Annotated in this window: 20 protein-coding genes and 1 pseudogene; 10 read left to right on the forward strand and 11 right to left on the reverse strand. The window is 61.4% G+C overall.

What is annotated here, in order from left to right; all coding sequences use genetic code 11:
* Positions 1–212: 212 nt before the first annotated feature.
* Positions 213–1,169 carry a DUF808 domain-containing protein gene (locus AC6GQJ_RS03745; protein WP_500771911.1) on the reverse strand — a complete coding sequence of 319 codons (957 nt, stop codon included), beginning with the start codon at positions 1,167–1,169 and terminating at the stop codon, positions 213–215.
* 203 nt (positions 1,170–1,372) lie between these two features.
* On the opposite strand from AC6GQJ_RS03745, the gene gap (AC6GQJ_RS03750) reads away from it, so the two are divergent.
* The 3 genes from gap (AC6GQJ_RS03750) (at position 1,373) to gap (AC6GQJ_RS03760) (ending at position 3,726) form a co-directional block, all read left to right on the forward strand.
* A complete protein-coding gene (gene gap, locus AC6GQJ_RS03750; protein ID WP_500771913.1) occupies positions 1,373–2,374 on the forward strand; it encodes a type I glyceraldehyde-3-phosphate dehydrogenase in 1,002 nt (333 codons plus the stop codon).
* A 74-nt stretch (positions 2,375–2,448) separates the two neighbouring features.
* A complete protein-coding gene (locus tag AC6GQJ_RS03755; RefSeq protein WP_500771915.1) occupies positions 2,449–2,592 on the forward strand; it encodes a hypothetical protein in 144 nt (47 codons plus the stop codon).
* A gap of 129 nt (positions 2,593–2,721) precedes the next feature.
* Complete coding sequence (gap, locus tag AC6GQJ_RS03760; protein ID WP_500771917.1) at positions 2,722–3,726, forward strand: type I glyceraldehyde-3-phosphate dehydrogenase; 1,005 nt, start codon at positions 2,722–2,724, stop codon at positions 3,724–3,726.
* A 77-nt stretch (positions 3,727–3,803) separates the two neighbouring features.
* Here gap (AC6GQJ_RS03760) and AC6GQJ_RS03765 read toward each other — a convergent pair whose 3' ends face one another.
* The 3 genes from AC6GQJ_RS03765 to AC6GQJ_RS03775 form a co-directional block, all read right to left on the reverse strand.
* Positions 3,804–4,079 carry a hypothetical protein gene (locus AC6GQJ_RS03765; protein ID WP_500771919.1) on the reverse strand — a complete coding sequence of 92 codons (276 nt, stop codon included), beginning with the start codon at positions 4,077–4,079 and terminating at the stop codon, positions 3,804–3,806.
* A 357-nt stretch (positions 4,080–4,436) separates the two neighbouring features.
* Positions 4,437–4,934 carry a pantetheine-phosphate adenylyltransferase gene (coaD, locus tag AC6GQJ_RS03770; protein WP_500771921.1) on the reverse strand — a complete coding sequence of 166 codons (498 nt, stop codon included), beginning with the start codon at positions 4,932–4,934 and terminating at the stop codon, positions 4,437–4,439.
* 64 nt (positions 4,935–4,998) lie between these two features.
* Positions 4,999–5,433: a CBS domain-containing protein gene (locus AC6GQJ_RS03775; RefSeq protein ID WP_500771923.1), complete on the reverse strand. Its 435-nt coding sequence runs from the start codon at positions 5,431–5,433 to the stop codon at positions 4,999–5,001.
* Between the two features lie 581 nt (positions 5,434–6,014).
* Here AC6GQJ_RS03775 and AC6GQJ_RS03780 point away from each other — a divergent pair.
* The 5 genes and pseudogenes from AC6GQJ_RS03780 to mmsB all read left to right on the forward strand — a co-directional run bounded on the left by AC6GQJ_RS03780 (position 6,015) and on the right by mmsB (position 11,063).
* Positions 6,015–7,514 carry a CoA-acylating methylmalonate-semialdehyde dehydrogenase gene (locus AC6GQJ_RS03780; protein WP_500771925.1) on the forward strand — a complete coding sequence of 500 codons (1,500 nt, stop codon included), beginning with the start codon at positions 6,015–6,017 and terminating at the stop codon, positions 7,512–7,514.
* 1 nt (position 7,515) lies between these two features.
* A complete protein-coding gene (locus tag AC6GQJ_RS03785) occupies positions 7,516–7,971 on the forward strand; it encodes a hypothetical protein (RefSeq protein ID WP_500771927.1) in 456 nt (151 codons plus the stop codon).
* 39 nt (positions 7,972–8,010) lie between these two features.
* Positions 8,011–9,153: an acyl-CoA dehydrogenase family protein gene (locus tag AC6GQJ_RS03790; RefSeq protein ID WP_500771929.1), complete on the forward strand. Its 1,143-nt coding sequence runs from the start codon at positions 8,011–8,013 to the stop codon at positions 9,151–9,153.
* Positions 9,150–10,115, forward strand: a pseudogene (locus AC6GQJ_RS03795) (enoyl-CoA hydratase/isomerase family protein); the annotation flags it as partial. The gene AC6GQJ_RS03790 and the pseudogene AC6GQJ_RS03795, both read left to right, overlap by 4 nt.
* A gap of 75 nt (positions 10,116–10,190) precedes the next feature.
* Positions 10,191–11,063, forward strand: coding sequence for a 3-hydroxyisobutyrate dehydrogenase (gene mmsB / locus AC6GQJ_RS03800; RefSeq protein ID WP_500773797.1), 873 nt, complete (start codon positions 10,191–10,193; stop codon positions 11,061–11,063).
* 107 nt (positions 11,064–11,170) lie between these two features.
* On the opposite strand, the gene uvrA is transcribed toward mmsB, so the two are convergent.
* From uvrA to AC6GQJ_RS03835, 7 genes are all read right to left on the reverse strand, one after another.
* Positions 11,171–14,059: an excinuclease ABC subunit UvrA gene (gene uvrA, locus AC6GQJ_RS03805; RefSeq protein WP_500771931.1), complete on the reverse strand. Its 2,889-nt coding sequence runs from the start codon at positions 14,057–14,059 to the stop codon at positions 11,171–11,173.
* Positions 14,060–14,163: 104 nt separating this feature from the next.
* Positions 14,164–15,318: an MFS transporter gene (locus AC6GQJ_RS03810; RefSeq protein WP_500771933.1), complete on the reverse strand. Its 1,155-nt coding sequence runs from the start codon at positions 15,316–15,318 to the stop codon at positions 14,164–14,166.
* Positions 15,319–15,465: 147 nt separating this feature from the next.
* On the reverse strand, positions 15,466–16,863 hold the full coding sequence (gene lpdA / locus AC6GQJ_RS03815) for a dihydrolipoyl dehydrogenase (RefSeq protein ID WP_500771935.1): 1,398 nt from the start codon (positions 16,861–16,863) through the stop codon (positions 15,466–15,468).
* A 118-nt stretch (positions 16,864–16,981) separates the two neighbouring features.
* Positions 16,982–17,563: a DUF924 family protein gene (locus AC6GQJ_RS03820; RefSeq protein WP_500771937.1), complete on the reverse strand. Its 582-nt coding sequence runs from the start codon at positions 17,561–17,563 to the stop codon at positions 16,982–16,984.
* 82 nt (positions 17,564–17,645) lie between these two features.
* Entirely contained in the window at positions 17,646–18,908 is a 1,263-nt protein-coding gene (locus tag AC6GQJ_RS03825; protein ID WP_500771939.1) for an MFS transporter, read from the reverse strand.
* A 76-nt stretch (positions 18,909–18,984) separates the two neighbouring features.
* Positions 18,985–20,058 (reverse strand): tRNA preQ1(34) S-adenosylmethionine ribosyltransferase-isomerase QueA, encoded by a 1,074-nt coding sequence (queA, locus tag AC6GQJ_RS03830; protein ID WP_500771941.1) that lies wholly within the window; start codon positions 20,056–20,058, stop codon positions 18,985–18,987.
* 22 nt (positions 20,059–20,080) lie between these two features.
* Positions 20,081–23,482: a YhdP family protein gene (locus AC6GQJ_RS03835; RefSeq protein ID WP_500771943.1), complete on the reverse strand. Its 3,402-nt coding sequence runs from the start codon at positions 23,480–23,482 to the stop codon at positions 20,081–20,083.
* 73 nt (positions 23,483–23,555) lie between these two features.
* Between AC6GQJ_RS03835 and bcp the strand changes: the two genes are divergently transcribed.
* Both bcp and AC6GQJ_RS03845 read left to right on the forward strand, forming a co-directional pair.
* Positions 23,556–24,017, forward strand: coding sequence for a thioredoxin-dependent thiol peroxidase (gene bcp, locus AC6GQJ_RS03840; RefSeq protein ID WP_500771945.1), 462 nt, complete (start codon positions 23,556–23,558; stop codon positions 24,015–24,017).
* Positions 24,017–24,826 (forward strand): ferritin-like domain-containing protein, encoded by an 810-nt coding sequence (locus tag AC6GQJ_RS03845; RefSeq protein ID WP_500773799.1) that lies wholly within the window; start codon positions 24,017–24,019, stop codon positions 24,824–24,826. The genes bcp and AC6GQJ_RS03845 overlap by 1 nt, the downstream gene beginning before the upstream one ends.
* Positions 24,827–24,907: the final 81 nt, after the last annotated feature.

Raw genomic sequence — 24,907 nt, forward strand, 5'->3', positions numbered from 1 at the left:
CCTCGTTTTGCTTCAGGTAGTCCTGACAAGGGCCCTTGCAGGGTCGGGTCGTCCCGACGGGCCAGATGGCGCTGTGGTAGCGCCGCCTTGCTGCGTGGTCAATTGGGGGGAATGGCGTGCGCCGCTAGGCCGCGAAACCAGTGCATGGCCCAAACGAAAATCGCCAGCCGGCAGAACGGACTGGCGATCAATTTCGGTCTCGGGTTTCGGGCTTAAACCGCTTTGGGTGCGAACTTGCGCCAGATCGGCGTGATCACCTTTTCCCCGATCGGGATCAGGATAACGCCAAGGGCCAGACCCAGAACACCGTCAATCGCGGCCTTGGTCGCCCATTCCAGCGCGCCGGAGCCGTTACCGACTGCTTTGCCGATGCCATAGATGACCTCTTCGGGGGTGTGCCAGCCCATTTCGGCCAGCCCGTGGACGATGATCGAACCCCCCACCCACAGCATCGCGGCGGTGCCCACGACGGTCAGGGTTTTCATGAAACCAGGCATGACGCGCACGATGCCGCGGCCCAAGGCGCGTGTGAGGCCCAGACGCCCATTGCCTGCCATGGCAAGGCCCACATCGTCCGCCTTTACGATCAGCGCGACCGAGCCATAAACCGCCACGGTGATCATTACCGCCACCGCCGCCAACGTGGCCGCTTCGAACCAGAAATTGCTTTCGGGGATCGCGGCAAGCGAGATGGTCATGATCTCGGCAGACAGGATGAAATCGGTTTTGATCGCGCCTGCGGCCTTTTCCTCTTCGAGGTGCGCGGGGTCTTCGACCTTGGTTTCCTTGCCCTCGTAATCCTCGTGCCCGTGCCCAAAGCCCAAGGCATGGGCGACCTTTTCGGCCCCTTCGAAACACAAGTATCCGCCGCCCAGCATCAGCAGCGGCGGAATTGCCCAAGGCGCAAAGTTCGCCAGCAGCAGCCCGACCGGCAGCAGATAGACCAGCTTGTTCTTGAGCGAGCCCTTGGTGATGCGCCAGATGATCGGCAATTCACGTTCTGCCGCAAAGCCGTGCACATACTTCGGCGTCACTGCCGCGTCGTCGATCACCGCGCCCGCCGCCTTGGCCCCCGCCTTGGCCGCCTGCCCGATCACATCGTCCACACTGGCTGCCGCCACCTTGGCGATTGATGCCACGTCATCCAAAAGCGCCAGAAGTCCACTCATCAGGCCTGCTCCTCTAAGTCATTTCGCGTTAGCGCATAACATGCTGCGCGCCTTGCGTATACTGTTAGCGCCACCGGCAAATTTTGATACAGCTTTATCGCTAACATACTGATTTTCTGTCTTTTTCACTCTAGGCACGCGCAGGACTGCCCGCTACCAGTGCACCAGAACTATAGCGTGGAATAGCAAAGGGACCAGCAACCATGACCATCAAAGTCGGTATCAACGGATTTGGCCGGATCGGGCGCTGCACCCTGTCCCATATCGCCACCTCTATGCGCAACGATATCGACGTGGTGGCGATCAACGCGACCGGCCCGCTGGAAACCTCGGCGCATCTGATGCGCTATGACAGCGTGCACGGACGGTTCCCCAACAAGATCACCCTGTCCAATGACAGCATGGACCTTGGGCGCGGACCAATCCGCATGATGTCGACCTATGACATGAACGCGCTGGACTGGGACGGCGTTGACGTGGTTCTGGAATGTACCGGCAAGTTCAACGACGGGCAAAAGGCCAATGTCCACCTTGAACGCGGCGCTCGAAAGGTGCTGCTCTCTGCGCCCGGGAAGAACGTGGACAAGACGGTGGTGTTCGGCGTGAACCACCGCGATCTGGCGGCGAATGATCGGATGGTGTCGAACGGTTCCTGCACCACCAACTGCCTTGCACCGCTGGCCAAGGTGCTGGACGACGCGTTCGGCATCGAACACGGGATCATGACCACGATCCACAGCTACACCGGCGACCAGCCCACGCTGGACCGTCGCCACGATGATCTCTACCGCGCACGCGCCGCGGCGCAGTCGATGATCCCGACCTCGACAGGGGCTGCCAAGGCACTGGGCGAGGTGCTGCCATCCCTGTCAGGCAAGCTGGACGGGACCGCCATGCGCGTCCCCACCCCTAACGTGAGCGCGGTCGACCTGACCTTTCACGCAGGGCGCGACGTGACGGTCGAAGAGGTGAACGCCGCCGTGGCCGACGCCGCCAGGGGCCACATGGGCCGCGTTCTGGCCTATGACGAGGAACAGAAAGTCTCGGTCGATTTCAACCATACCGAACATTCCAGCATCTTCGCCCCCGACCAGACCAAGGTCATGGGCAAGCGGTTGGTGCGGGTGCTGGCGTGGTATGACAACGAATGGGCGTTTTCGGTGCGCATGGCGGATGTGGCCGTGGCGATGGGGCGTCTGGTCTAGGGGCCGATACGCTTGCACGCGCGCGCCCCTGCTGTCACAACCCTGTCAGACATAACGCTGACATTCGGGTGACAATGACAAATCGTAGCGCGCTGATCCTTGCCCTGCTTTTGATCGGGCTCATCACCTATGATGTGATGATAAACGGGTCCGAGCATCTGCTGTTTCTCGCCAAAAAGCTGGCCGATATGTTGGAATGGATGGCATTCTGGCGCTGAGATTTGCGCGCCTTTTGCCAGCGCCGGTTGACATTCGACGTGTTTTGTCCTTGTTAGCGTTAACGGCACGAACCCTGTTTCGGGTTGCACGTGCCGGTCTGAATTTTGACACCAGACATGGGGGAAACCATGGCCATCAAAGTCGCTATCAATGGGTTTGGCCGTATCGGCCGCAATGTGCTGCGCGCAATCGTGGAAAGCGGGCGCACAGATATCGAGGTTGTTGCGATCAACGATCTTGGTCCCGTCGAAACCAATGCCCACCTTCTGCAATATGACTCGGTTCACGGGCGGTTCCCCGTTCAGGTAAAAACCGGCGCGGACAGCATTGATGTGGGCTATGGCCCGATCAAAGTCAGCGCCGAGCGTAACCCCGCCGACCTGCCTTGGGGCCACGTGGATATCGTGCTGGAATGCACCGGCATCTTCACCTCCAAGGACGCATGTCAGGCGCACCTCGAAAACGGCTCCAGCCGCGTGCTGATCTCGGCCCCTGGTGCGAATGCCGACAAGACCATCGTGTTCGGTGTGAACCACGACCAGTTGACCGGCGACGATATCGTTGTGTCCAACGCGTCCTGCACCACCAACTGTCTGGCCCCTGTGGCCAAGGTGCTGCACGCCGAATACGGCATCAAGCGCGGCTTCATGACCACGGTGCACAGCTATACCGGCGACCAGCCGTCGCTGGATACAATGCACAAGGATCTCTACCGCGCGCGTGCGGCAGCCCTGTCCATGATCCCGACCTCGACCGGTGCGGCCAAGGCCGTGTCGCTGGTGATGCCGGAACTCGAAGGCAAGCTGGACGGCGTCGCGATCCGCGTCCCTACCCCGAACGTGTCCTGCGTGGACCTGACGGTGGAACTGAACAAGGACGTGACCGAAGCGCAAGTGAACGAAGCAATGCACGCCGCCGCAGCCTCTGGCCCGCTGGCGGGTGTTCTGGGCGTCACGGATGCGAAACTGGTCAGCACCGATTTCAACCACGATCCGCATTCTTCGATCTTTGCGACCGATCAGACCAAAGTGATGGACGGCAACATGCTGCGCATCCTGACATGGTATGACAACGAATGGGGCTTCTCCAACCGGATGAGCGATACGGCCGTTGCGATGGGCAAGTTCCTGTAAGGAACCGCCCCCCGACCGACAAAAGAAAAAGGCGCCCGCAGGGGCGCCTTTTTTTATCCGCTGATAACTGGGGAAAGTTAGCGGAACACACCGACAAAGAAATTCAGATCAAGGTTCGCCAGTTGCAGGAACGAGGCGTGGTCCATCGTTTTGAATTTGCAAACCTTGGAGGAACCGGTTTCCTTGTCGACCAGCGTCCACTGGCTCGTTTGGCCGGAACTGCTGGGGGCGTAGACACAGCCATTGGCCAGTGTCACGCGTGTTTCAGAAAGCTTTTCGACACCATCCGTGGGCGCCGCAAATACAGACGTCGTTGCCAGACAAAGACCGGCGGTGATGATGAAACTGCGCATGAAATTGATCCTAACTCTATGTTTCGTTTGATATCCGAACTCCCATACAAGTTAGCGGGTTCCCAATTTCATACAATTGACGGGCGGGTTTGGGCGGGTTTTGGGCAAAGAAGGCCCCAAACGTCTGATCCGCTCAGGCGGAAAATCGCCATGGTTTTATGCCGCTACGCAGCATGAACGGGGATTTCCCTATGATTTCGGACAGATGTAGCGGAATCGTTGTTTTCAAGGGGTCTAGCGCGGTGTTCACACCGCCAAACACCGAAGATCGGCACAAATTCGCCCAAGCGACGCCATAGCAGGCCGATTGCCCAAAGGACGAAGGCGCAAAGCGCCCCGCCATCCCGTCACGTATGCTTATTCGTTGGCAAACCGCGTGCGCAGCGCGTCGTTCACCAAGGGCGTCACAAACTTGCTGACGTCGCCGCCAAGCCGCGCGATTTCTTTGACCAGCTTGGAGGCAATCGCCTGATGCTCGGCCTCAGCCATCAAGAACACCGTTTCGACACTGTTGTTGAGCTTGCGGTTCATGCCGACCATCTGGAATTCATACTCGAAATCCGCCACGGCGCGAAGGCCGCGCACAATCATCTGCGCCCCCACATCCACCGCGCAGTCGATCAGCAGGTTCTCGAACGGATGGGCGACAATCTCGGTCCCAGTCTGTTCAGATAGTTTGGCGCATTCCGCCTCGATCATGGCGACCCGTTCTTCGAGAGAGAACAAAGGCCCCTTGTCGCGGTTGATGGCGACCCCGATCACCAGCCTGTCCACCATCGGGCTTGCGCGCCGGATGATATCTATATGCCCCAAGGTGATCGGATCGAAAGTACCTGGGTAAAGGGCGATGCGCATGGGACGCCTCCGTCTGTCCAATTCCGCGCAATGCACCATTTACGCCACGCGAATGCAAGCAGGGTTAATGCCCCATGATCATGCCTTCGAGTGCATCCTTCTCCATCGCCAATTCCGTCAGTCGCGCCTTGACCACGTCACCGATTGTGATCAACCCGACAAGCTTGCCCTCTTCCAGCACAGGCATGTGGCGGAAGCGTCCGTTGGTCATGGTTTGCAGGATATGATCGGCGCTATCCTCGCGTCCGCATGTCACGATTTTCGAGGTCATATGCGTATCGACCGTGTCGGACAGGATCGCCGCACCGCGTTGCGCCATGACCCGCACCACGTCGCGTTCTGACAGGATGCCCTCGGCAGTTTGCCCGTCGGCAGAGATCACCACCGTCCCAATTTTCCGCTCGGCAAGGATTTTCACCGCTTCGGAGACCGGCGTGCCCGGCGTGACAGTGACCACCGCATCGTCGGATTTGGATTTCAGGATCTGGTGCACGAGCATACGTTTGGCCTTCCTTTGACGTTGCGTTGGAACAAGCGTCGGTTGCAAATCGTGCTTCTGTCAAGTGTGCATTGCGTCTGGCGCGGTTCGGGCTGGGTTTGGCTGGCGTTTCGGAGGGGGTGCCGTTGGTGCGGCAGTTGAATGAAATTAGCGCGACAACCAATTGATAAGTATCGGTTTACTCTCACTCCAAACAGTTCAATTCAAAATGCACGCCTTATCTCGGCTGCACTTCTCAGCGCCCCCGTGCGCTGCCGTTTCAACGTCCGGCCTGCATGCGCGCAGTCTCCCCACGCTTACCGCAAGCGCTTCACTCACGCCGTCTCACACACAGACTCACGGCCCTCAACCGCGCCCCACTCTCGCCCTCGCACCCGTCCGATCACGCAACGACAGGCAAACCCGCCAAACGGGTCCGAATGTAGATTGCGCAAATATTTCCGCCTCCCGCCTTTACGCGGCAAATTGCGTGGCTATCGTGGCGCGCACAAAGTCCGGCACTGTGCCGCCCCATCCGGTGCGCACCCTGCCCGACCCCATTTGAACATGCAGCAGCGCGGCACGGCGCGACAGGAGAACCAATGCAAGACCTGACCCACTATATCAACGGCGCCCATGTCTCGGGCACATCGGGCCGCTTTGCCGACGTCATGAACCCCGCCACGGGCGAAGTGCAGGCACGGGTGCCTCTGGCCTCGACCGAGGAAGTGGCCAACGCGGTCGAGATCGCGGCCAAGGCCCAGCCTGCTTGGGCCGCCGTGAACCCGCAGCGTCGCGCACGGGTGATGATGAAGTTCGTCGCCCTGTTGAACCGCGACATGGACAAACTGGCCGAAGCACTTAGCCGCGAGCACGGCAAGACGCTGCCGGATGCTGCCGGTGACGTGCAGCGCGGCCTTGAGGTTGTGGAATACTGCATCGGTGCGCCGCACCTGCTGAAAGGCGAATATACCGACAGCGCCGGCCCCGGCATCGACATGTATTCCATGCGCCAGCCCCTTGGGGTGACGGCGGGTATCACGCCCTTCAACTTCCCAGCCATGATCCCGATGTGGATGTTCGCGCCCGCCATCGCCTGCGGCAACGCCTTCATCCTCAAACCCTCCGAACGTGACCCGTCCGTGCCGCTGATGCTGGCGGAACTGATGGAAGAAGCGGGCCTGCCCAAAGGCATCCTGCAAGTGGTGAACGGCGACAAGGAAGCCGTCGACGCAATCCTGCACAACGACATCGTGCAATCCATCGGCTTTGTCGGCTCGACCCCGATTGCGGAATATATCTATGCCACAGGCTGTGCGAACGGCAAACGGGTGCAGTGTTTTGGCGGTGCCAAGAACCACATGATCATCATGCCCGACGCCGACATGGATCAGGCGGCAGACGCGCTGATTGGTGCGGGTTACGGCGCGGCGGGCGAACGCTGCATGGCGATTTCGGTGGCTGTCCCTGTGGGCGATGAAACCGCGGACCGCCTGATCGAAAAGCTGGTGCCACGGATCGAAAAGCTGAAAGTCGGCCCCTACACCGCAGGCAAGGATGTGGATTACGGCCCCGTCGTCACCGCAGCCGCCAAAGCCAATATCGAACGTCTGGTGCAAACCGGCATCGATCAGGGCGCCAAACTGGTGGTGGACGGGCGCAACTTCTCGCTTCAGGGCTATGAGGACGGCTATTTCGTCGGCCCGCACCTGTTTGATAACGTGACCAAGGACATGGACATCTACAAACAGGAAATCTTTGGCCCCGTCCTGTCCACTGTGCGCGCCCAAAGCTACGAAGAGGCGATCGGCCTTGCCATGGATCACGAATACGGCAACGGCACCGCGATCTTTACCCGTGACGGCGACGCGGCCCGCGATTTCGCCAACCGCATCAACATCGGCATGGTCGGCATCAACGTGCCAATCCCTGTGCCGCTGGCCTATCACACCTTTGGCGGCTGGAAAAAGTCGGTGTTCGGCGACCTGAACCAGCACGGACCGGATTCGTTCAAGTTCTACACCCGCACAAAAACCGTGACAGCGCGCTGGCCGTCGGGCATCAAGGAAGGCGGAGAATTCTCGATCCCCGTCATGGAGTGATATGCCGCTTAATTATCGGATAATCTCGGACCGTGGCCTTGTTGTCTGCGACTATTCCGGGTTTTTCACTATCGATAATTTCATCGAATTGTCGGCGGCCTATGTCGCCGACAATGACTATGCGCCCGGACAGAAACAGCTGGTCAACATGTCCGACATCACCGGATTCGAGAAGAACTATGTCCGGTTCATGAACATTCAGGCCGCCAAGGCCGAGCGTCTGGCGGGTCTGGGTGTGCAATCCATCGCGGTCTACATCGCGCCCACGCCGGTTTCGCACGAACTGGCATCGCTGTTCACCCGATCATGGGCGGGGGTCGATGCGGTGGTCACCATGATCCAGCACAACGAGGCCGACGCCTTGGAACTGCTGGGGCAACGCGAAACCAGCATCAACGAACTGATCGAGGCACCGACCGCAAAGGTCGGAAAACTGGTCACAACGAACAACCATTAACGTATCCGCACTGCAACTGGCCGTGCTGAAAGGGGCATCATGGACTTCTCCTTAACGGAAGAACAAAGCGCAATTTTCGACATGGCCTATGCCTTTGGCCAAGAACAGATCGCACCGCATGCGCGCGACTGGGAAGCGGCAGGCACCATCCCGAAAGAGCTGTGGCCGCAGGTTGGCGCGCTTGGCTTTGCCTCGCTCTATGTGTCCGAAGACGCGGGCGGCGCAGGGCTGGGCCGACTGGACGCGACGCTGGTGTTCGAGGCGCTGAGCATGGCCTGCCCCTCTGTCGCGGCCTTCCTGTCGATCCACAACATGTGTGCCAAGATGCTCGATAGTTTTGCGGGCGACGATCTGAAGGCCCGCGTGATGCCGGGTGTGCTGTCGATGGAAACCGTGCTCAGCTATTGCCTGACCGAACCCGGATCGGGGTCGGACGCCGCCGCCCTGCGCACACGGGCCGAGCGCACCAACGAAGGATATGTGCTGAACGGGACCAAGGCATTCATCTCGGGCGGCGGTTATTCCGATGCTTATGTCTGCATGGTCCGCACCGGAGAGGACGGGCCAAAAGGCGTGTCCACCGTCTATGTCGAGGATGGCACAGACGGGCTGAGTTTCGGCGGACTTGAGGACAAAATGGGCTGGCGCAGCCAACCTACGGCCCAAGTGCAATTCGACAATTGCAACATTTCTGCCGACAATCTGGTGGGTGAGGAAGGCAAAGGTTTCACATATGCGATGAAAGGGCTGGATGGTGGCCGTCTGAACATTGCCGCCTGTTCGCTGGGTGCGGCGCAGTCCGCCCTGAATGCCACGCTGGACTATATGGGCGAACGCAAGGCCTTTGGCCAACCGATCGACCAGTTTCAGGGTCTGCAATGGCGCCTTGCGGATATGGAGATCGAATTGCAGGCCGCGCGCACCTTCTTGCGCCAAGCGGCATGGAAGATGGACACAGACGCGCCCGACGCCACCAAGTTCTGCGCCATGGCCAAGAAGTTTGTCACCGAAACCGGATCGAAAGTCGTGGACCAGTGTCTGCAACTGCACGGCGGCTATGGATACCTTGCCGATTACGGGATCGAAAAACTGGTGCGCGATTTGCGGGTCCACCAAATCCTTGAGGGCACGAACGAGATCATGCGCGTCATCGTGGCCCGCGACATGTTGAAAAACCGATGAGCGATCTTTCCATTCGCGTCATCGGCCACGCGGGCCGGATCACCTTGCAACGCCCCGAGGCGCTGAACGCGCTTAGCTACGAGATGTGCCTTGCCATTGAAAAGGCGATGGACGCATGGGCCAAGGATGACGCCGTGGCCCTCGTGATCATCGACGCCGAAGGCGACCGCGCCTTTTGCGCGGGCGGTGACATTGCCGAATTGTATGCGACAGGCCGTGCGGGCGATTTCGCCTATGGGCAGGCGTTCTGGGCCGATGAATACCGCCTGAACCACAAGATTTTCCACTATGCCAAACCGGTGGTCAGCTTCCTTCAGGGCTTGACCATGGGGGGCGGTGTCGGGATCGGCTGTCACGGATCGCATCGCGTGGTCGGGGACAGTACGCAGATGTCCATGCCGGAATGCGGCATCGGGTTGGTGCCGGATGTGGGCGGCACGCTGATGCTGGCCCTCGCACCGGGGCGTCTGGGGGAGTACCTTGGCACCACAGGCGCGCGCATGGGGGCGGCAGATGCGATTTTCGCAGGGTTTGCAGACCTTTACATTGCCGAAAGCCAGTGGCCCGACCTGATCGCCAAGCTGGAAGAGAGAGGCGATACCAGCCTGCTGGAAGCAGCGGCAGGCACACCGCCAGCGGGCAAGATCGAGGCGCTGATGCCGGATATCGACCGGCATTTTCACGGCGCCTCCCTGTCTGATGTGCTCACCACCTTGCGCGCCGAGGACAGTGATTTCGCCCGCGCCACGCTCAAGATGCTGGACCGCAACAGCCCCCTGTCCATGGCCTGCACGATTGAAATCCTGCACCGTCTGCGGGGGCCGTCGTTGACCATGGAAAAGGCGCTGGACCTCGAATACCGCTTTACCTCGCGGTCCATGGCGCATGGTGATCTTCTGGAAGGTATCCGCGCCGCGATCATCGACAAGGACCGCAGCCCGAAATGGCAGTTTGCGGATCAAGCCGTGCCGCCAAGCGCGCTGAGCAAAATGTTAGTGCCTTTGGGAGATAAGGCTTTGAAATTGGGGGGAAATACAATGAAAATCGGGTTTATCGGACTGGGCAATATGGGCGCGCCCATGGCGACCAACCTTGCCGCCGCAGGCCATAGCGTTGTCGGCTTTGACGTGGCGGGCACCACCGCCGAGGGCGTGACACAGGTCAGCACTGCGCCAGAGGCCGCGCAGGACTGCGATGTGGTGATCACCATGCTGCCTAACGGGAACATCCTGCGCGCCGTCGCGGCCGAGGTTATCCCCGCGATGCGCAAAGGGGCGACCCTGATCGACTGTTCCACCGTCGATGTGGACAGCGCCCGCGCGGTGGCCGAACAGGCGCACCAGGCGGGCCTGTTGGCCGTTGACGCGCCCGTGTCCGGCGGCATCGGGGGCGCGGCGGGTGGCACGCTGACCTTCATGGCCGGCGGCAGCGCCGAGGCATTCGCGAGCGCCAAGCCGCTGTTCGACATCATGGGCCAGAAGGCTGTGCATTGTGGCGACGCGGGCGCAGGACAGGCGGCAAAGATCTGCAACAACATGATCCTTGGCGCGACGATGATCGCCACCTGCGAGGCATTCGCGCTGGCGGACAAGCTGGGACTTGAGCGGCAGAAAATGTTTGATGTGGTCAGCACTTCGTCCGGCTTTAGCTGGTCGATGAACACCTATTGCCCCGCCCCCGGTGTCGGGCCGACCAGCCCTGCGGATAACGGCTATACCCCCGGCTTTGCGGCGGAACTGATGCTGAAAGACCTTGGCCTGAGCCAGCAGGCCGCCGAGGCGGTGGATGCCGACACGCCGATGGGTGCGCGTGCGCTGGAACTGTACCGCACCTTTGTCGAGGACGAAGACGGGCGCGGCAAGGATTTCAGCGCCATGCTGCCACGGCTGGCCGCACGCGGTCGCAGCTGACCAGCGCGGCGGGGCTCTGGCCCCTGCCCCAGAACGTAAAAACGCCCGCGCCTTTCAATCGAAGGCGCGGGCGTCTTTGTTTCAGATCGCAGGTTCGCGGCGAACGCCTATTCCGCCGCCACCTTGCGCGGAGACAGCATCGGCTTGAGGTAGTGGCCCGTATGGCTTTCGCTGACCTCGGCCACGTCCTCGGGCGTGCCGGTGGCAACCACACGGCCCCCGCCATCACCGCCTTCGGGGCCTATGTCGATGATCCAGTCGGCGGTTTTCACCACGTCGAGGTTGTGTTCGATCACGATAACGGAATTCCCCTGCTCGACCAATTCATGCAGCACTTCCAACAGCTTGCGCACATCCTCGAAATGCAGACCGGTGGTCGGCTCGTCCAGAATGTACAGCGTGCGACCGGTGGAGCGTTTGGACAGTTCCTTGGACAGCTTCACGCGCTGCGCCTCGCCACCCGACAGGGTCGTCGCCTGCTGGCCCACCTTGATATAGCCCAGACCGACACGCATCAGCGCGTCCATCTTTTCGCGAATGCTCGGCACCGCCTGAAAGAAGGTTTGCGCGTCTTCAACGGTCATATCCAGCACGTCCGCGATGGACTTGCCCTTGAACTTGATCTCAAGCGTTTCACGGTTGTAGCGCGCACCTTTGCAGGTTTCGCATTCCACATAGACGTCCGGCAAGAAGTGCATCTCGATCTTGATGACACCATCGCCCTGACAGGCCTCGCACCGCCCGCCCTTGACGTTGAACGAGAACCGCCCAGGCTTGTAGCCGCGCGCCTTGGCCTCGGGCAGGCCCGCGAACCAGTCACGGATCGGCGTGAAAGCCCCCGTATAGGTGGCGGGGTTCGACCGTGGTGTCCGCCCGATGGGGCGCTGGTCGATGTCGATTACCTTGTCGAGGTGTTCCAGCCCTTTGATCGTCTCGCACGGCGCAGGCGTTTGGCGCGCCCCATTCAGCCGCATGGAGGCCGTTTTGAACAGGGTTTCGATGGTCAGCGTGGATTTGCCGCCGCCCGATACGCCTGTCACGCAGACAAATTTGCCCAGTGGGAAGTCCACGGTCACGTTTTGTAGGTTGTTGCCGGTGGCCTTGACCACGGTCAGCTTTTTCTTGCCCTTCTTACCCTTGCGCCGCGTTGCGGGCACAGCGATCTCGCGCACGCCGGTCAGGTATTGGCCGGTGATCGACGCCTCGTTCGCGGCGATCTGGGCGGGTGTGCCGTGGGCCACCACCTCGCCGCCATGCACACCGGCACCAGGGCCGATGTCGAAGACATAATCGGCTTCGCGGATGGCTTCCTCGTCATGTTCGACCACGATCACAGTGTTGCCTTGGTCGCGCAAGTTTTTCAGCGTCCCAAGCAGGCGGTCATTGTCGCGCTGGTGCAAGCCGATGGACGGTTCGTCCAGCACATAAAGAACCCCCGTCAGGCCCGAGCCGATCTGGCTGGCCAAACGAATCCGCTGGCTTTCACCGCCACTTAACGTGCCACTTGAACGTGACAGCGTAAGGTATTCCAATCCAACATTATTCAGGAACCCAAGGCGCTCGCGGATTTCCTTCAGAATGGCGCGCGCAATTTCGTTTTTTTGCACAGTCAGATGCTCGGGCACCTGCGAGCACCAATCAAAAGCCTCGCGGATGGACATCTGTACCACCTGCCCCGCGTGCAGCCGTTCGGACGGGTCGCCATCGACGGGGCCGATCTTGACCGCAAGCGCCTCTGGGCGCAGACGATAGCCGTTGCACGCGCCACAGGGGCGGTTGTTCTGGTACCGCTCGAACTCCTCACGGACCCAGTTGCTATCTGTCTCGCGATAGCGGCGCTCCATGTTCGGGATCACCCCTTCGAACACGCGGGTCACCTGATAGACGCGCCCGCCCTCGTCATAGCGGAACGAGATCTCCTCGTCCCCCGATCCGTGCAGGAACACCTGCTGCACATAGGCTGGCAGGTCTTTCCACTTGGTCTTCGGGTCGAATTCGTAATGCTTGGCGATGGCTTCGATAGTTTGCAGAAAATAGGGCGACTTGCCTTTGCGCCACGGGGCCAGCGCGCCGTCATAGATTTTCAGGTTCTGGTCCGGCACCACCAGCCGTTCGTCAAAGAACAGTTCCTGCCCCAGACCGTCGCAGGTCGGGCACGCTCCGAAAGGTGCGTTAAAGGAAAACAGGCGCGGCTCAATCTCGGGGATGGTGAAGCCGCTGACCGGACAGGCGAACTTCTCGGAAAAGGTCATCCGTTCGGGGTCACCCTCGGACGGGGCAGTTTCAAGGATCGCGATGCCGTCAGCCAGATCCAGTGCGGTGCGCAGGCTGTCCGCCAGTCGCGTCTCCAAACCTTCGCGCACCACGATCCGGTCCACCACCACGTCAATGTCATGGCGGAACTTTTTGTCCAGCGTTGGCGGCTCGTCGAGTTCGTAGAAGGTGCCATCGACCTTGACGCGCTGGAAACCCTGCTTGCGCAACTCGATGAATTCCTTGCGATATTCGCCTTTGCGGTCGCGGATGATCGGGGCCAAAAGATAGGCGCGTGTGCCTTCCTCAAGGGCCATGATCCGGTCGACCATGTCCTGCACCTGCTGGGCCTCAATGGGCTTGCCCGTCGCGGGCGAATAGGGTGTGCCGACCCGTGCGAACAGCAGCCGCATGTAGTCGTAAATCTCGGTCACGGTCCCAACGGTCGACCGCGGATTCTTCGATGTGGTCTTTTGTTCAATGGAAATCGCGGGTGACAGCCCGCTGATATGGTCCACATCCGGTTTCTGCATCATGTCCAGAAACTGGCGCGCATAGGCAGACAGCGATTCCACATAGCGGCGCTGTCCCTCGGCATAGATCGTGTCGAAGGCAAGGCTCGACTTACCCGACCCCGAAAGACCCGTGATTACAACAAGTTGGTCGCGTGGAATGTCCACGTCGATGGATTTGAGGTTATGCTCGCGCGCGCCGCGCACCTCGATATTCTTTAGCTCGGCCATGTTCAGCCCCCCGATTAACAAGTTGTACATAGGTCAGCATGGGCAAAGCGCCAATGGTAAAGTAAGAACTTATCGGGAACATCCGCGACGGAAGGTCCGTTCTGTCACGCGCGGCGGCGCTGTGCCATCCATGCGTGCACGGCTAAACCGCCCCCCATGACGAGGATCGCGGTCCACACCAGCCCCGGATAACCCGCAACCCCCAGCACGGCGAGCAATACGGGCGTGCCAAGCGTGTTGCCCAGATTGCCGGTCTGTGCCAGCGCGCCATAGGCCTGCGCCTGCGTCGCCGCCGTGTGGTTCAGCTGCGGGATGGAGGCGAATGTCGCGCCCTGTACCAGCCCGAGCGCGCCTGCCAGCGCCAGACAAGCCGCAGGATAGCCCGGCACGACCAGCAGCCAGAACAGCGCCGCCACCGACGTAGCAAAGCCGATCTGAACCAGCGTCACCGCCTTGATCACGCGCATCAGCACCACGCCAAGGGTCATGGAAACCGCGATGGACACCAAGGGCATCGCCCCCATCACCCACGCGCGGGATTCCGGCGCGATATAAGGCGGCAGCACCGTCAGGATCGCAAGGAACGAGAATGTATAGAACAGCCACCCCGCCCCCGGTGCCGCCACAAAGGGCGAGCGGTAGATGGTCAGGTGGTCAGCAAGGATACCGCGCAGCGACAGCGCGCCCTCGGCAGGGACTTCGAGCGGGCGCAAGAACAGCCCTAGCACCACCGCGAACACAGCCAGCCAGATCGCATGTGCGATAAACAACGCATTCAGGCCGAAACCGTCGACCAGCGGCAGGCCAAAGGCGACCAGCAGCGCAAAGGCCACGCCAAAGAACGTGCTCCACAGCGACAGGGTAAAACCGCGGTGTTGCGGCGCGCTAAGTTGGGCGATCAGGGTCGGCGCGGCCACCACGATGGCAAGGTGAGACATGCCCTCGACCGCGCGCGACAGCAGCATCAGGGGCAGCGCGGGCAAGGTGGCCTGAAACAGCGACACCGCCGCCCCTGCCCACAGCGCCCACAGCATCGCCCGCTTATAGCGGATGCGCGCCACGACCAGTCCGGCAACCACGCCCAGCACGATCCCGACAAAGCCGACAAGCGACACGAGAAAGCCGAGCGCCGCGCCTGCGTCGGGATAGACAGCGGCCAGTTGATCGAAGATCACGCTGATTTTGGCGTATTGCCCCGCCGCACCAAGCCCTGCGCCCCAGAGGCACAGGACCATGAAAAAATTCGTCCGTGTTTCCATGGCAACGGGCTATGCCTGAACGCGCGTGCCTGCAAGATACCCCGCGCCAGAAAATTGCCGTAGCGTCACAAAAACGGACGCGCCCATAAAAAAGCCACGCGGGCGGGGTGCGCGCCGCGTGGCTTTGAACCGTGAAAGTTCGGTGCGTTACATATGGATGACGCGGTCGTAGGCATCCAGCACGGATTCGTGCATCATCTCGGACAGGGTCGGATGCGGGAAGACGGTGTGCATCAGGTCTTCTTCGGTGGTTTCGAGTGCCTGACCCACCACATAGCCCTGAATCAGTTCCGTCACCTCGGCCCCGACCATATGCGCACCCAGCAGTTCGCCGGTTTTCCCGTCAAAGATGGTCTTGATCAGCCCCTCGGGTTCGCCAAGGGCGATGGCCTTGCCGTTGCCGATGAAGGGGAAGCGACCCACTTTAATCTCGTAGCCGGCCTCTTTCGCCTTTGCCTCTGTCAGGCCGACGCTGGCGACCTGCGGATGGCAATAGGTGCAGCCCGCAATCGAGTTCGGCTTGATCGGGTGCACGTCTTTCTTGCCCGCGATCAGTTCGGCAACCATCGTGCCTTCGTGGCTGGCCTTGTGCGCCAGCCATGGCGCGCCCGCGATGTCCCCGATGGCATAGAGGCCATCAACACCCGTGCGGCAATATTCGTCCGTCACCACATGGGTGCGGTCGATCTTCACGCCCAGATCCTCAAGGCCCAGATTTTCGACGTTACCGACAATGCCCACGGCCGAGATCACGGTGTCGAAGTCGTGCTTTTCGACCTTGCCGCCCACTTCGATATGCGCTGTGACCTTGCCCTTGCCACGGTCAAGCTGCTTGACCATCGCCTTTTGCATGATCTTCATGCCCTGTTTCTCGAACGACTTCTTGGCGAAGGCGCTGATTTCTGCATCTTCCACCGGCAGCACGCGGTCCATCACCTCGACCACGGTCGTGTCGGCCCCCAGCGTGTTGTAGAAGCTCGCGAATTCGATACCGATGGCACCCGATCCGATGACCAGCAGCTTTTTCGGCATCCGTTTCGGCGTCAGCGCCGCCTTGTAGGTCCAGACCAGATCGCCATCCGCCTCAAGCCCCGGCAATTCGCGCGCGCGCGCGCCGGTGGCGAGGATGATATTCTTAGCGGTGACTTCCTCGGTGCCCTTGTCGGTCTTGACGCTGACCTTGCCTTTGCCGGTCAACGTGCCCTCGCCCATGATAACGGTGACCTTGTTCTTTTTCAGCAGGTGGCCGATGCCGCCCGACAGTTGCCCCGCCACCTGACGCGAGCGTTTGACAACCGCGTCCAGATCATAGCCGACATTGTCCGCCTTAAGGCCGAATTCCTTGGCGCGGTGCATCAGGTGGAACACTTCGGAAGACCGCAACATCGCCTTTGTCGGGATACAGCCCCAGTTCAGGCAGATACCGCCCAGATGTTCACGCTCGACGACGCAGGTGTTCAGCCCGAGCTGAGCGGCACGAATTGCGGCCACATACCCGCCGGGGCCAGAGCCGACCACCACAACGTCAAAGGATTTCGCTGCCATTTCAATGTCCTCTCGAGGTGCTGCATCAAATATAGTTTACCGTTAAACTATATTCGACGCGACCTCAATCAAACATGTGCGCACAAGGACGGGTGGCGGCGCGGACGCCGCCCCTGTTTCACGCGGCTTGCGCGGCACCCTGCATGGTGCGCAGCACCGCGCCATAGCCGCCCGCGTCCAGATGGGCCTGCTCGGCCACGGTGGCCTTGCGTCCCAGCGAGTTGTTGCGATGCGGGAACCGTCCGAAGTCGCGGATCACCTCGCGGTGCGCGCGGGCATGCAGAAGGAAGCTTTCGTCCTTCATCCGCTCGCAGATCAGCCGCACGGCGCGGTCCTGATCACACAGGTTTTCCGAATGTTCGAGCGGCATATAGAAGAACACACGCGCCGGTGCGTCGACCTTCATGTCCCACCCCTTGGCGATGGCGGATTTGGCCACAGCCAGTGCCGCCTTGTCGGTGCTGAAGGCCTGCGCCTGCCCGCGGAACATATTGCGCGAGAACTGGTCTGTCAGGATGATATAGGCCAGTGCGCCGGTCGGATAGGTCAGCCACAGGGCGAATTTGCCTTCTGCCGCCGCGGCCCATGTCGCCCCGAAACGGGTCCGTATGGTTTCATCCAAGGCATCATCCTGCTCGAACCACTCTTTAGGTCCGCATTCGTCCAGCCAGAATTTCAAAATCTCGTCGGGACCTACCATTGCGCCTGCTCCTGTGTTTGTCCTGCGCTGTCATGGAATCGTTACATAAAATGTCGCAACCGCCCAATCACGAAATACGACACTATGCAGCTTTTCCGTCATCCTCTTCCGATTGCTCGGTCTCGATGGCGTATTCTTGTGCAAGCTCAAGCGAAACCGGCGTCGCATAGCTTTGCGCCATCGCCACATAGGCACCTGTATCCTCGACCGAAGACCGCTGTGTCGAACGGTAAGCCGCATAGACCACCAGAATGACAAACAGGATGCCAGTGAACAGATAAAACGCCCCCGGTCCCGAACTTTCCATCATCGCACCCACGGTGATCGGGCCCAGAATGGCGCCAAGCCCGTTGATGAACAGAAGCCCGCCCGAGGCGGCGGCCATATCCTCATGCTCCAGAAAGTCGTTCGTGTGCGCGATCAGCAACGAATAAAGCGGGTTCGACATGCCCCCGATGACAAACGCGGCCACCAGCAGCAGTTCGAAATTGGCCCCGAACACCAGTCCCAGCACCGACCCGAACGCCCCCACCACAGACACGCCGATGATCAGCAAGCGACGGTCGATACGGTCAGACGCCCAGCCAATCGGGTATTGCAGCAGCACAGAGCCGACAAAGAACGTCGCCACGAAGGTCGAGATTTGCGCCACGCTCAGCCCCACCTGTGCGCCATAAACCGCCGACATACCGAACTGCGCCGAAAAGATGCCGCCAAGGATGAACATCCCGAAACATCCCAGCGGCGACGTGGTGACAAGCTGGCGCAGCGTCATCGGTTTGGTCGTGTCAAAGGCCGGCGTCGGGCTGATCGACAGCAACACGGGCGTCACCGCGATGGAAACAAGGATCGACGGGATCACAAACAGCACAAAGCCGGACGGATCCGCCGTCAGCAGCAGCGCCTGACTGATCACGATGCCCATCGTCTGGACGATCATATACAGCGACAGCGCCTTGCCACGGTTGGAATTGTCCGCCGCGTTGTTCAGCCAGCTTTCCGCCGTCACATAAACCGCCGAGAAGCCATAACCGATCACCACACGCCCGATGGCCCAGACCCACGGGTTGGCAAAAGTCGGATACAGGATGATCACTGCCGAGATCAGCGAGGCCAGCGCCGCAAAGACCCGCACATGGCCCACGCGCTTGATCATCACAGGGGCCATGCGGCTCCCGCCAAGGAAGCCTGCGAAATAGGCAGACATGACAATAGACATCTCAAGGGTCGAGAATCCCTCGATCTCGCCACGGATACCCAGCAAGGTGCCCTGCATCCCATTGCCCACCATCAAAAGACACATGCCAAGCAATAGGGCCCACGCGCTTTTCAGTACCTGAATCATCGTTTCGAACTCCTACGCGTCTGGTTGTGCCCGCAATGGCAGGTGCCGCTTTCGGGTGTCGGTCCCTTATGCGACTCTAAAGTGTCGTTTTCGTTTCACCTTTGGCTGGCAACAGCAAGGAGGCATCCCCGTAAGAGAAAAACCTGTAGCCCTGCGCAACCGCGTGATCATAGATGCGCGCGATACGGTCCTGCCCCATCAGCGCCGACACCAGCATCATCAGCGTGGATTTGGGCAGGTGGAAATTGGTCATCAGCGCATCCGTCACGCGGAAGGTGAAACCGGGATAGATAAAGATGTCTGTTTCGCCCTCCCACGGGGCGATACCGCCGTCGCGGGCCATCGTCTCGATCAGGCGCAGCGCGGTGGTGCCGACCGGAATGACCCGCCCGCCCCGTGCTTTGGCCGCTGCGATATCCGCTGCGGCCTGTGCGCTGACCTGTCCCCATTCGGCATGCATTTTGTGGGTGGTCACATCGTCCACCTTCACCGGCAGAAAGGTGCCCGCCCCCACATGCAGCGTCACATGGGTGGTTTCGACCCCGCGTGCGGCCAATGCCGCCATCACGCTGTCGTCAAAGTGCAGCGATGCAGTCGGGGCCGCCACCGCGCCCGCATTGCGCGCCCAGATCGTCTGGTAGTCGGTCTTGTCCTGCTCGTCCGCCTCGCGTTTGGCGGCGATATAGGGCGGCAGCGGCATCGCGCCCGCCTGTGCCAAAGCGGCGTCAAAATCGTCGCCCGTCAGGTTGAACCGCAAATAGCCCTGCCCGTCCGCGACCCCGTCCAGAGTGGCCGACAGCGCGTCCGAGAACACGATGACCTCGCCCTGCTTCACCTTTTTCAGCGGCTTCACCAGCGCGGCCCATGTGCCGTCACTGCGCGGTTCCAGCAAGGTCACAGCGATGCGCGCCGTTGTGTCGCCTTGGGCCGAAGATCGCGCGCGCGTGCCGAACAGGCGTGCGGGGATCACCTTGGTATCATTCAGCACCAGCAGATCACCGGGGCGTAGCCAGTCCGTCAGGTCGGTGACGCGCTGGTCGTGAATGGTATCCCCATCGGCCACCAGCAGGCGCGCCGAGGAACGCGGCACGGCAGGGCGCGTCGCGATCAGGGTTTCAGGCAGGTCGAAATCAAAATCAGAGAGCTTCATGGCCGTCCCCCTAGCGTTGGCTTTACCGATTGTCACTCGCTTCTTGGCGTTCGCGTCGGAGGCGTTCTGCGTTGGTCTCTACGGGCGCCTCCGGTGCCGCTGCGGGTGCGGCTGGGGCCGGTGCCGCTTCGGGCACAGTGGGGGGTGGTGCGCGGAACACCTCGCGGAAGATGCCCGGTGTCAGGGCAGACAGCGGATTGACCTGCACCCGCGGGTTCGATGCCGGTCCGCTCAGATCATAGTTAAAGCCGAACAGCCCCTCGCCCTTGCGCGTCAGCAGACTGCCGATCCCGTTCACGAGGTAAAGCGGAGAGATCACACCCTGCATGTTCAAGATGGATCGCGTCACATCATAGGTGCCGAACATCGACAGCCCCATGGACGGGCCGACCGCGCTGGCTTGGGTCAGGGTCATGGTGGACGGGGTCAGGCGGAAGGCGGCCTCGACCTCTTGGAAGTGGATGCCGCTGCCGCCCATCTGCTCCAGCAGCCCCACGATGCTGAGCGCATTGAGAAGGGCCGCGATGGCGGGCGCGTCCTTGATCCGCGTTTCCTTGATGGTAAGGGAGCCGTCAAAACCCGCCGCCCCCACCGGTAGCAAAGTCAGCGACAGCGACCCGCCGCGTGCCTGTTTCAGCAATCCGGCAGAGGCCGCGACCGCACCGGCATCCGCAGCCGTGATACGGATGGCACTACGACCGTTCTGCGGCAGCACCTGCCCCGTGATATCCGCGCCGCCATTGATCTTGGCGCTGAACTTGCCATCCAGTCCGCGCGCCATGTCGAACGCACCGCGCATGCCGGTCAGGCGGATCGTGTCGGTGATCTGCAAGGTATCAAGTGACAGGCTGATCGGCCCGCCCCCCTGCCCGCCGCCCGTACCGGACCCCGCGCCGCCGAAATCCGCGCGCCGCAAATCCAGCGTGCCGCCGCGCACTTCGACCGCAGGGGCGACATTCGCGCCGCGTCCCACCAGATCGACAGGCGCATCCAGCCATTGGCCCACCTGCACGCGGTCAAACCGTGCCCTTTCCAGCCCGCCTCCGGCTGTCAGGGTAATCTCGCCATTTGCCACCAGCCCCGGTGAGTCAAGCGACAAGCGGTCGATGCGGGGCTGATCCCCCAAGGCCCCTTCAAGCGTCAGGGTCGCGGCGGTGGATGCGGGTTTGGACCACCCGAGCGGGGGCGAGGACAGGCGGATGCCGCGCAGGTTGGAGGACAGCGTGAAACTCGGCGCGCGCCCGCCGGTGGGCAGGTTCACCACGATGTCACCGCTGCCCTTGCCACTGACCAACCCCGCAGGCAGGCCGATGCGGAAGGCATCAATCGTGCGCTCGGACAGCTCAATCGTGCCCACCACGCGGCTGGCCTGCGCGCCCTTGCCAATGGGCTGCTCCCAAGTGGCATCGAACGGCACCCCGTCCAGCATCCCTTGCCCACCCACAGTCACGCCCTCGTTGCTGGCCGATACGCGCAGCGCGCCCGAGGCCAGCCTGCGCCCGTCGATCAGTGTCGTGCTGGACACGTCGCGGGCAATGGCCGTCGCGTTAAAGGTCAGATCATCCGGCGTCAGCCCCTTGCGCAGCGGCAAGGCCAGCGTGCCATCGACGCTGATCTGCCCATCGGCCAGAGTGGGCGACAGCCCCGCCTTTTCCATCACGCTCAGCGGTGGCTGGTCCAGCATGGCAAGGGCGGCGGTCACGGTACTGTTGGCGGCGATGCGCACCACGGCAGGCGCACCGTCCTTCACGGTGGTGTCAGGAATGATAAAGGACGTACCCGCCACATCCAGCAGCCCGCCCTGCGGCGCGCTGACCTGCCCTTGATCCACCATCACCACAAAGCGGTTATCAAGCAGGCTCGCCGTGCCGCGCGCGTCTTCGACGGGTGGCAGGTTCTTGGCATAGCGCACATGCGCGTCCTCATAGGCAAAGCTGACATAGGCCGATGGTTTGGCATTGGGCCTGCCCCGCACCACCACGTCCAGATCGCTCATCCGCCCACCCAGCAGGTTCTCGACCAGCCATGTGCGCGTCTTGGTGATCACCCCTTCGGGCCACAGCGCCAGCAGCCGTTCCGGCGACAGCCCGTCCATCTGGCCATCAACGTCAAACGCCCACCCCTTGGGCGTGGCCTCTAGCATGCCGCGCGCCAGCAACATCTGCCCCTGATCCTGAAACAGCGCCTGCCCCACATCCAGCCTGAACGGGTTCAGCACCATGCGGAAATCCATCTCGGCCGCGTCAAAGCTGACCGGTTCGGGATAAAGGTCGTCGGGATTGGCCGTGAGCGTGCTGGACCGGAACTGGCCGACAAGCTCCTCAAGCTGGCCCGTGTCATCCACGCCCAGCACCGCCTGTCCGTCGATCTGGCCAGTGATCCACGCGCTGTCCACGGACAACTCGTTGAAGGTCAGCACGCGGTCTTTGGGTTCATAGCTGAAATAGGCGCGCGCGGTGTCGAATGGCACGGGGCGTGTGGCGTCGGTGGGCTGGATCACGCCCTCGGCAATGGCGAGGGTCGCGTTCAGTGTGGTAAAGGTGCCGTCGGATTCAATGCCGCCCCGCATCGCGCCCGAAATCGGGGCGCGCAACACGTCAAGCCACGCAAATGGCGGCGCAAGGGCCGCGATATCGCCCGAGGCGACATCCGTGACCGTGGCCCCGAAGGTGGCCGCCACATCCCCGATCACGCTGTCATAATTCGCCTCCAGCGTCGCCACCCCCTGCCCACCGCTCAGCAGTGCCAGATCGGTGGTGATGCGCAAGGCATCGTCCTCACGGGTCAGGCGCATTCGCCCGCCATCCACCGTCCATGCCTGCCCCGATGGCACGTCCTCCACCCGCAGGGTGAGAGAGCGCACATCCGCCTCGACCAGAGCCTCGAAACCGGGGCGCAGCAGCATCTCATCCATGCTGCTGATTAGTTCCGGCAGGGACGCGGCACTTTGCGTGGGCGAAGACAGGTCAAGCCCGCCCGACAGCACAATGGATCCGTCCTGTTGGCGGCGCAGTTTGGCGAAGATACCTGTGATCCCGATAGAAGTGGGGCGCGTGTTGCCCTGCAAAACCTCGCTCAGCGACAGGCCCGCGCGCAACTCGCCAAAGGCGACCACCTCGGCCCCTGTCAGCGTCATGATGCGCACGTCGCTCATCCGCACGGTCGGAACCGCGCCGTCCTCCATCACCACTTCGAGCGTGTCAAAGCGCAGCGTCGCATCGCCCAAAGCTTCAGCGGCGCGTGCCTCGATCTCGGCGCGCAACCAGTCGGGTGCGGCGATGGGCCGTCCCATCAGCACATACAGAACCGCCCCCAGCAGCGCCGTCAGCACCAGCGTGACCAGCAGGCTGCCCACCCTGTGACGCCGCCACCAGCCTTTGCGCCGCACGGGCGGCGGGGGATTTGTGTTTTCTGTGCTGCTCATGGCTTTATTCTTGTCCCATTAGGCCTATCATGCCAGTCACAACCTTCCCATCCAGATCAAAAGGCCGACATCCATGCCCGATATAGCCACGCCCGCCCCCGATTTCACGCTGCCGACGGGCGACGGGACCGAGGTCACCCTGTCCGATCTCAAAGGCTCGCCCGTCGTGTTGTACTTCTATCCGCGCGACAACACACCAGGATGCACAACGGAATCCATCGATTTTTCCGCACATCTCGACGCCTTTCACGCGGCGGGGGCAAAAGTCTTTGGCATCTCGAAAGACAGCGTCGAGAGCCATGCAAAATTTGCAACCAAGAAGGAATTGACCGTGCCACTTCTGTCGGACGAACACGGGTCTGCCTGCGAGGATTACGGCGTCTGGAAAGAGAAGAAAATGTACGGCAAGACTTTTATGGGGATCGAGCGGACAACCTACCTGATTGATGCAAATGGCGATGTGGCGATGGTCTGGAACAAGGTCAAGGTGGCCGGTCATGCCGAGGCGGTAATGGCGGCGGTGCAGGCACTATGATGCTGCCATTGGCGCAGATGGCCGAGGCGGTGTTGCGTACGGCGGACGGGCGCGAAAAGACCGCGCTGTCGCACAAATATGCCGCCGAATGGCGTGCTGCGCGGGCCGATGGCACCCAGCCCGAGATCGGGCAGGCCAACCCGCCCATGCACCCTGCGCGCCCCGAGCGTCCCGAACTCCTGTCGCCGCGGGACGTGCCGCGCCGCCGCACCGGCAGCCCCGAGGGGCGCATCGCCCTGCTGCACGCCGTGGCGCATATCGAACTCAACGCGGTGGACTTGCACTGGGACATCATTGCGCGCTTTACAGATGTGAAAATGCCCATCGGTTTCTATGACGACTGGGTGAAGGCAGCGGATGAAGAATCCAAACATTTCAATCTGATGTGCGATTGTCTTGAGGCGTTGGGCAGCCATTATGGCGCCCTACCTGCCCACGCAGGCATGTGGCGCGCCGCCGAAGACACGGCCGAGGATTTCATGGGCCGCCTTGCTGTTGTGCCCATGGTTCTTGAGGCGCGCGGCCTCGATGTGACACCCGGCATGATCGAGCTGTTCCGCAAAGCAAAGGTCGATCAGGCAGTCGAAGCGCTGGAAACGATCTATGCCGAGGAAGTGGCCCATGTCGCCTATGGCTCCAAGTGGTTCCACTTTCTGTGCGGGCGTCATGAACACGATCCCAAGGACGCTTTTCACGGCTTGGTGCAGCGCTATTTCCACAGCCAGTTGAAACCGCCATTCAACGAAGAGAAGCGCGCCGATGCGGGCCTGCCACCTGATTTCTACTGGCCGCTTGCCGTAGCAGACTGATCCGTATGGTCGGCATGCGCGGATTTCCGCTCATTTGCAACAGATTGCGACGGGTTTTGGCCGGTCACAGCCTAGAGGGTT

It is taken from the genome of Tateyamaria sp. 7Alg 36, assembly GCF_059882455.1.

Excerpts from the sequence above, each read along its gene's own strand:
- AC6GQJ_RS03745 (WP_500771911.1), bottom strand. The coding sequence starts at position 1,169 with ATGAGTGGACTTCTGGCGCTTTTGGATGACGTGGCATCAATCGCCAAG.
- gap (WP_500771913.1), top strand. The coding sequence starts at position 1,373 with ATGACCATCAAAGTCGGTATCAACGGATTTGGCCGGATCGGGCGCTGC.
- AC6GQJ_RS03755 (WP_500771915.1), top strand. The coding sequence starts at position 2,449 with ATGACAAATCGTAGCGCGCTGATCCTTGCCCTGCTTTTGATCGGGCTC.
- gap (WP_500771917.1), top strand. The coding sequence starts at position 2,722 with ATGGCCATCAAAGTCGCTATCAATGGGTTTGGCCGTATCGGCCGCAAT.
- AC6GQJ_RS03765 (WP_500771919.1), bottom strand. The coding sequence starts at position 4,079 with ATGCGCAGTTTCATCATCACCGCCGGTCTTTGTCTGGCAACGACGTCT.
- coaD (WP_500771921.1), bottom strand. The coding sequence starts at position 4,934 with ATGCGCATCGCCCTTTACCCAGGTACTTTCGATCCGATCACCTTGGGG.
- AC6GQJ_RS03775 (WP_500771923.1), bottom strand. The coding sequence starts at position 5,433 with ATGCTCGTGCACCAGATCCTGAAATCCAAATCCGACGATGCGGTGGTC.
- AC6GQJ_RS03780 (WP_500771925.1), top strand. The coding sequence starts at position 6,015 with ATGCAAGACCTGACCCACTATATCAACGGCGCCCATGTCTCGGGCACA.
- AC6GQJ_RS03785 (WP_500771927.1), top strand. The coding sequence starts at position 7,516 with ATGCCGCTTAATTATCGGATAATCTCGGACCGTGGCCTTGTTGTCTGC.
- AC6GQJ_RS03790 (WP_500771929.1), top strand. The coding sequence starts at position 8,011 with ATGGACTTCTCCTTAACGGAAGAACAAAGCGCAATTTTCGACATGGCC.
- mmsB (WP_500773797.1), top strand. The coding sequence starts at position 10,191 with ATGAAAATCGGGTTTATCGGACTGGGCAATATGGGCGCGCCCATGGCG.
- uvrA (WP_500771931.1), bottom strand. The coding sequence starts at position 14,059 with ATGGCCGAGCTAAAGAATATCGAGGTGCGCGGCGCGCGCGAGCATAAC.
- AC6GQJ_RS03810 (WP_500771933.1), bottom strand. The coding sequence starts at position 15,318 with ATGGAAACACGGACGAATTTTTTCATGGTCCTGTGCCTCTGGGGCGCA.
- lpdA (WP_500771935.1), bottom strand. The coding sequence starts at position 16,863 with ATGGCAGCGAAATCCTTTGACGTTGTGGTGGTCGGCTCTGGCCCCGGC.
- AC6GQJ_RS03820 (WP_500771937.1), bottom strand. The coding sequence starts at position 17,563 with ATGGTAGGTCCCGACGAGATTTTGAAATTCTGGCTGGACGAATGCGGA.
- AC6GQJ_RS03825 (WP_500771939.1), bottom strand. The coding sequence starts at position 18,908 with ATGATTCAGGTACTGAAAAGCGCGTGGGCCCTATTGCTTGGCATGTGT.
- queA (WP_500771941.1), bottom strand. The coding sequence starts at position 20,058 with ATGAAGCTCTCTGATTTTGATTTCGACCTGCCTGAAACCCTGATCGCG.
- AC6GQJ_RS03835 (WP_500771943.1), bottom strand. The coding sequence starts at position 23,482 with ATGAGCAGCACAGAAAACACAAATCCCCCGCCGCCCGTGCGGCGCAAA.
- bcp (WP_500771945.1), top strand. The coding sequence starts at position 23,556 with ATGCCCGATATAGCCACGCCCGCCCCCGATTTCACGCTGCCGACGGGC.
- AC6GQJ_RS03845 (WP_500773799.1), top strand. The coding sequence starts at position 24,017 with ATGCTGCCATTGGCGCAGATGGCCGAGGCGGTGTTGCGTACGGCGGAC.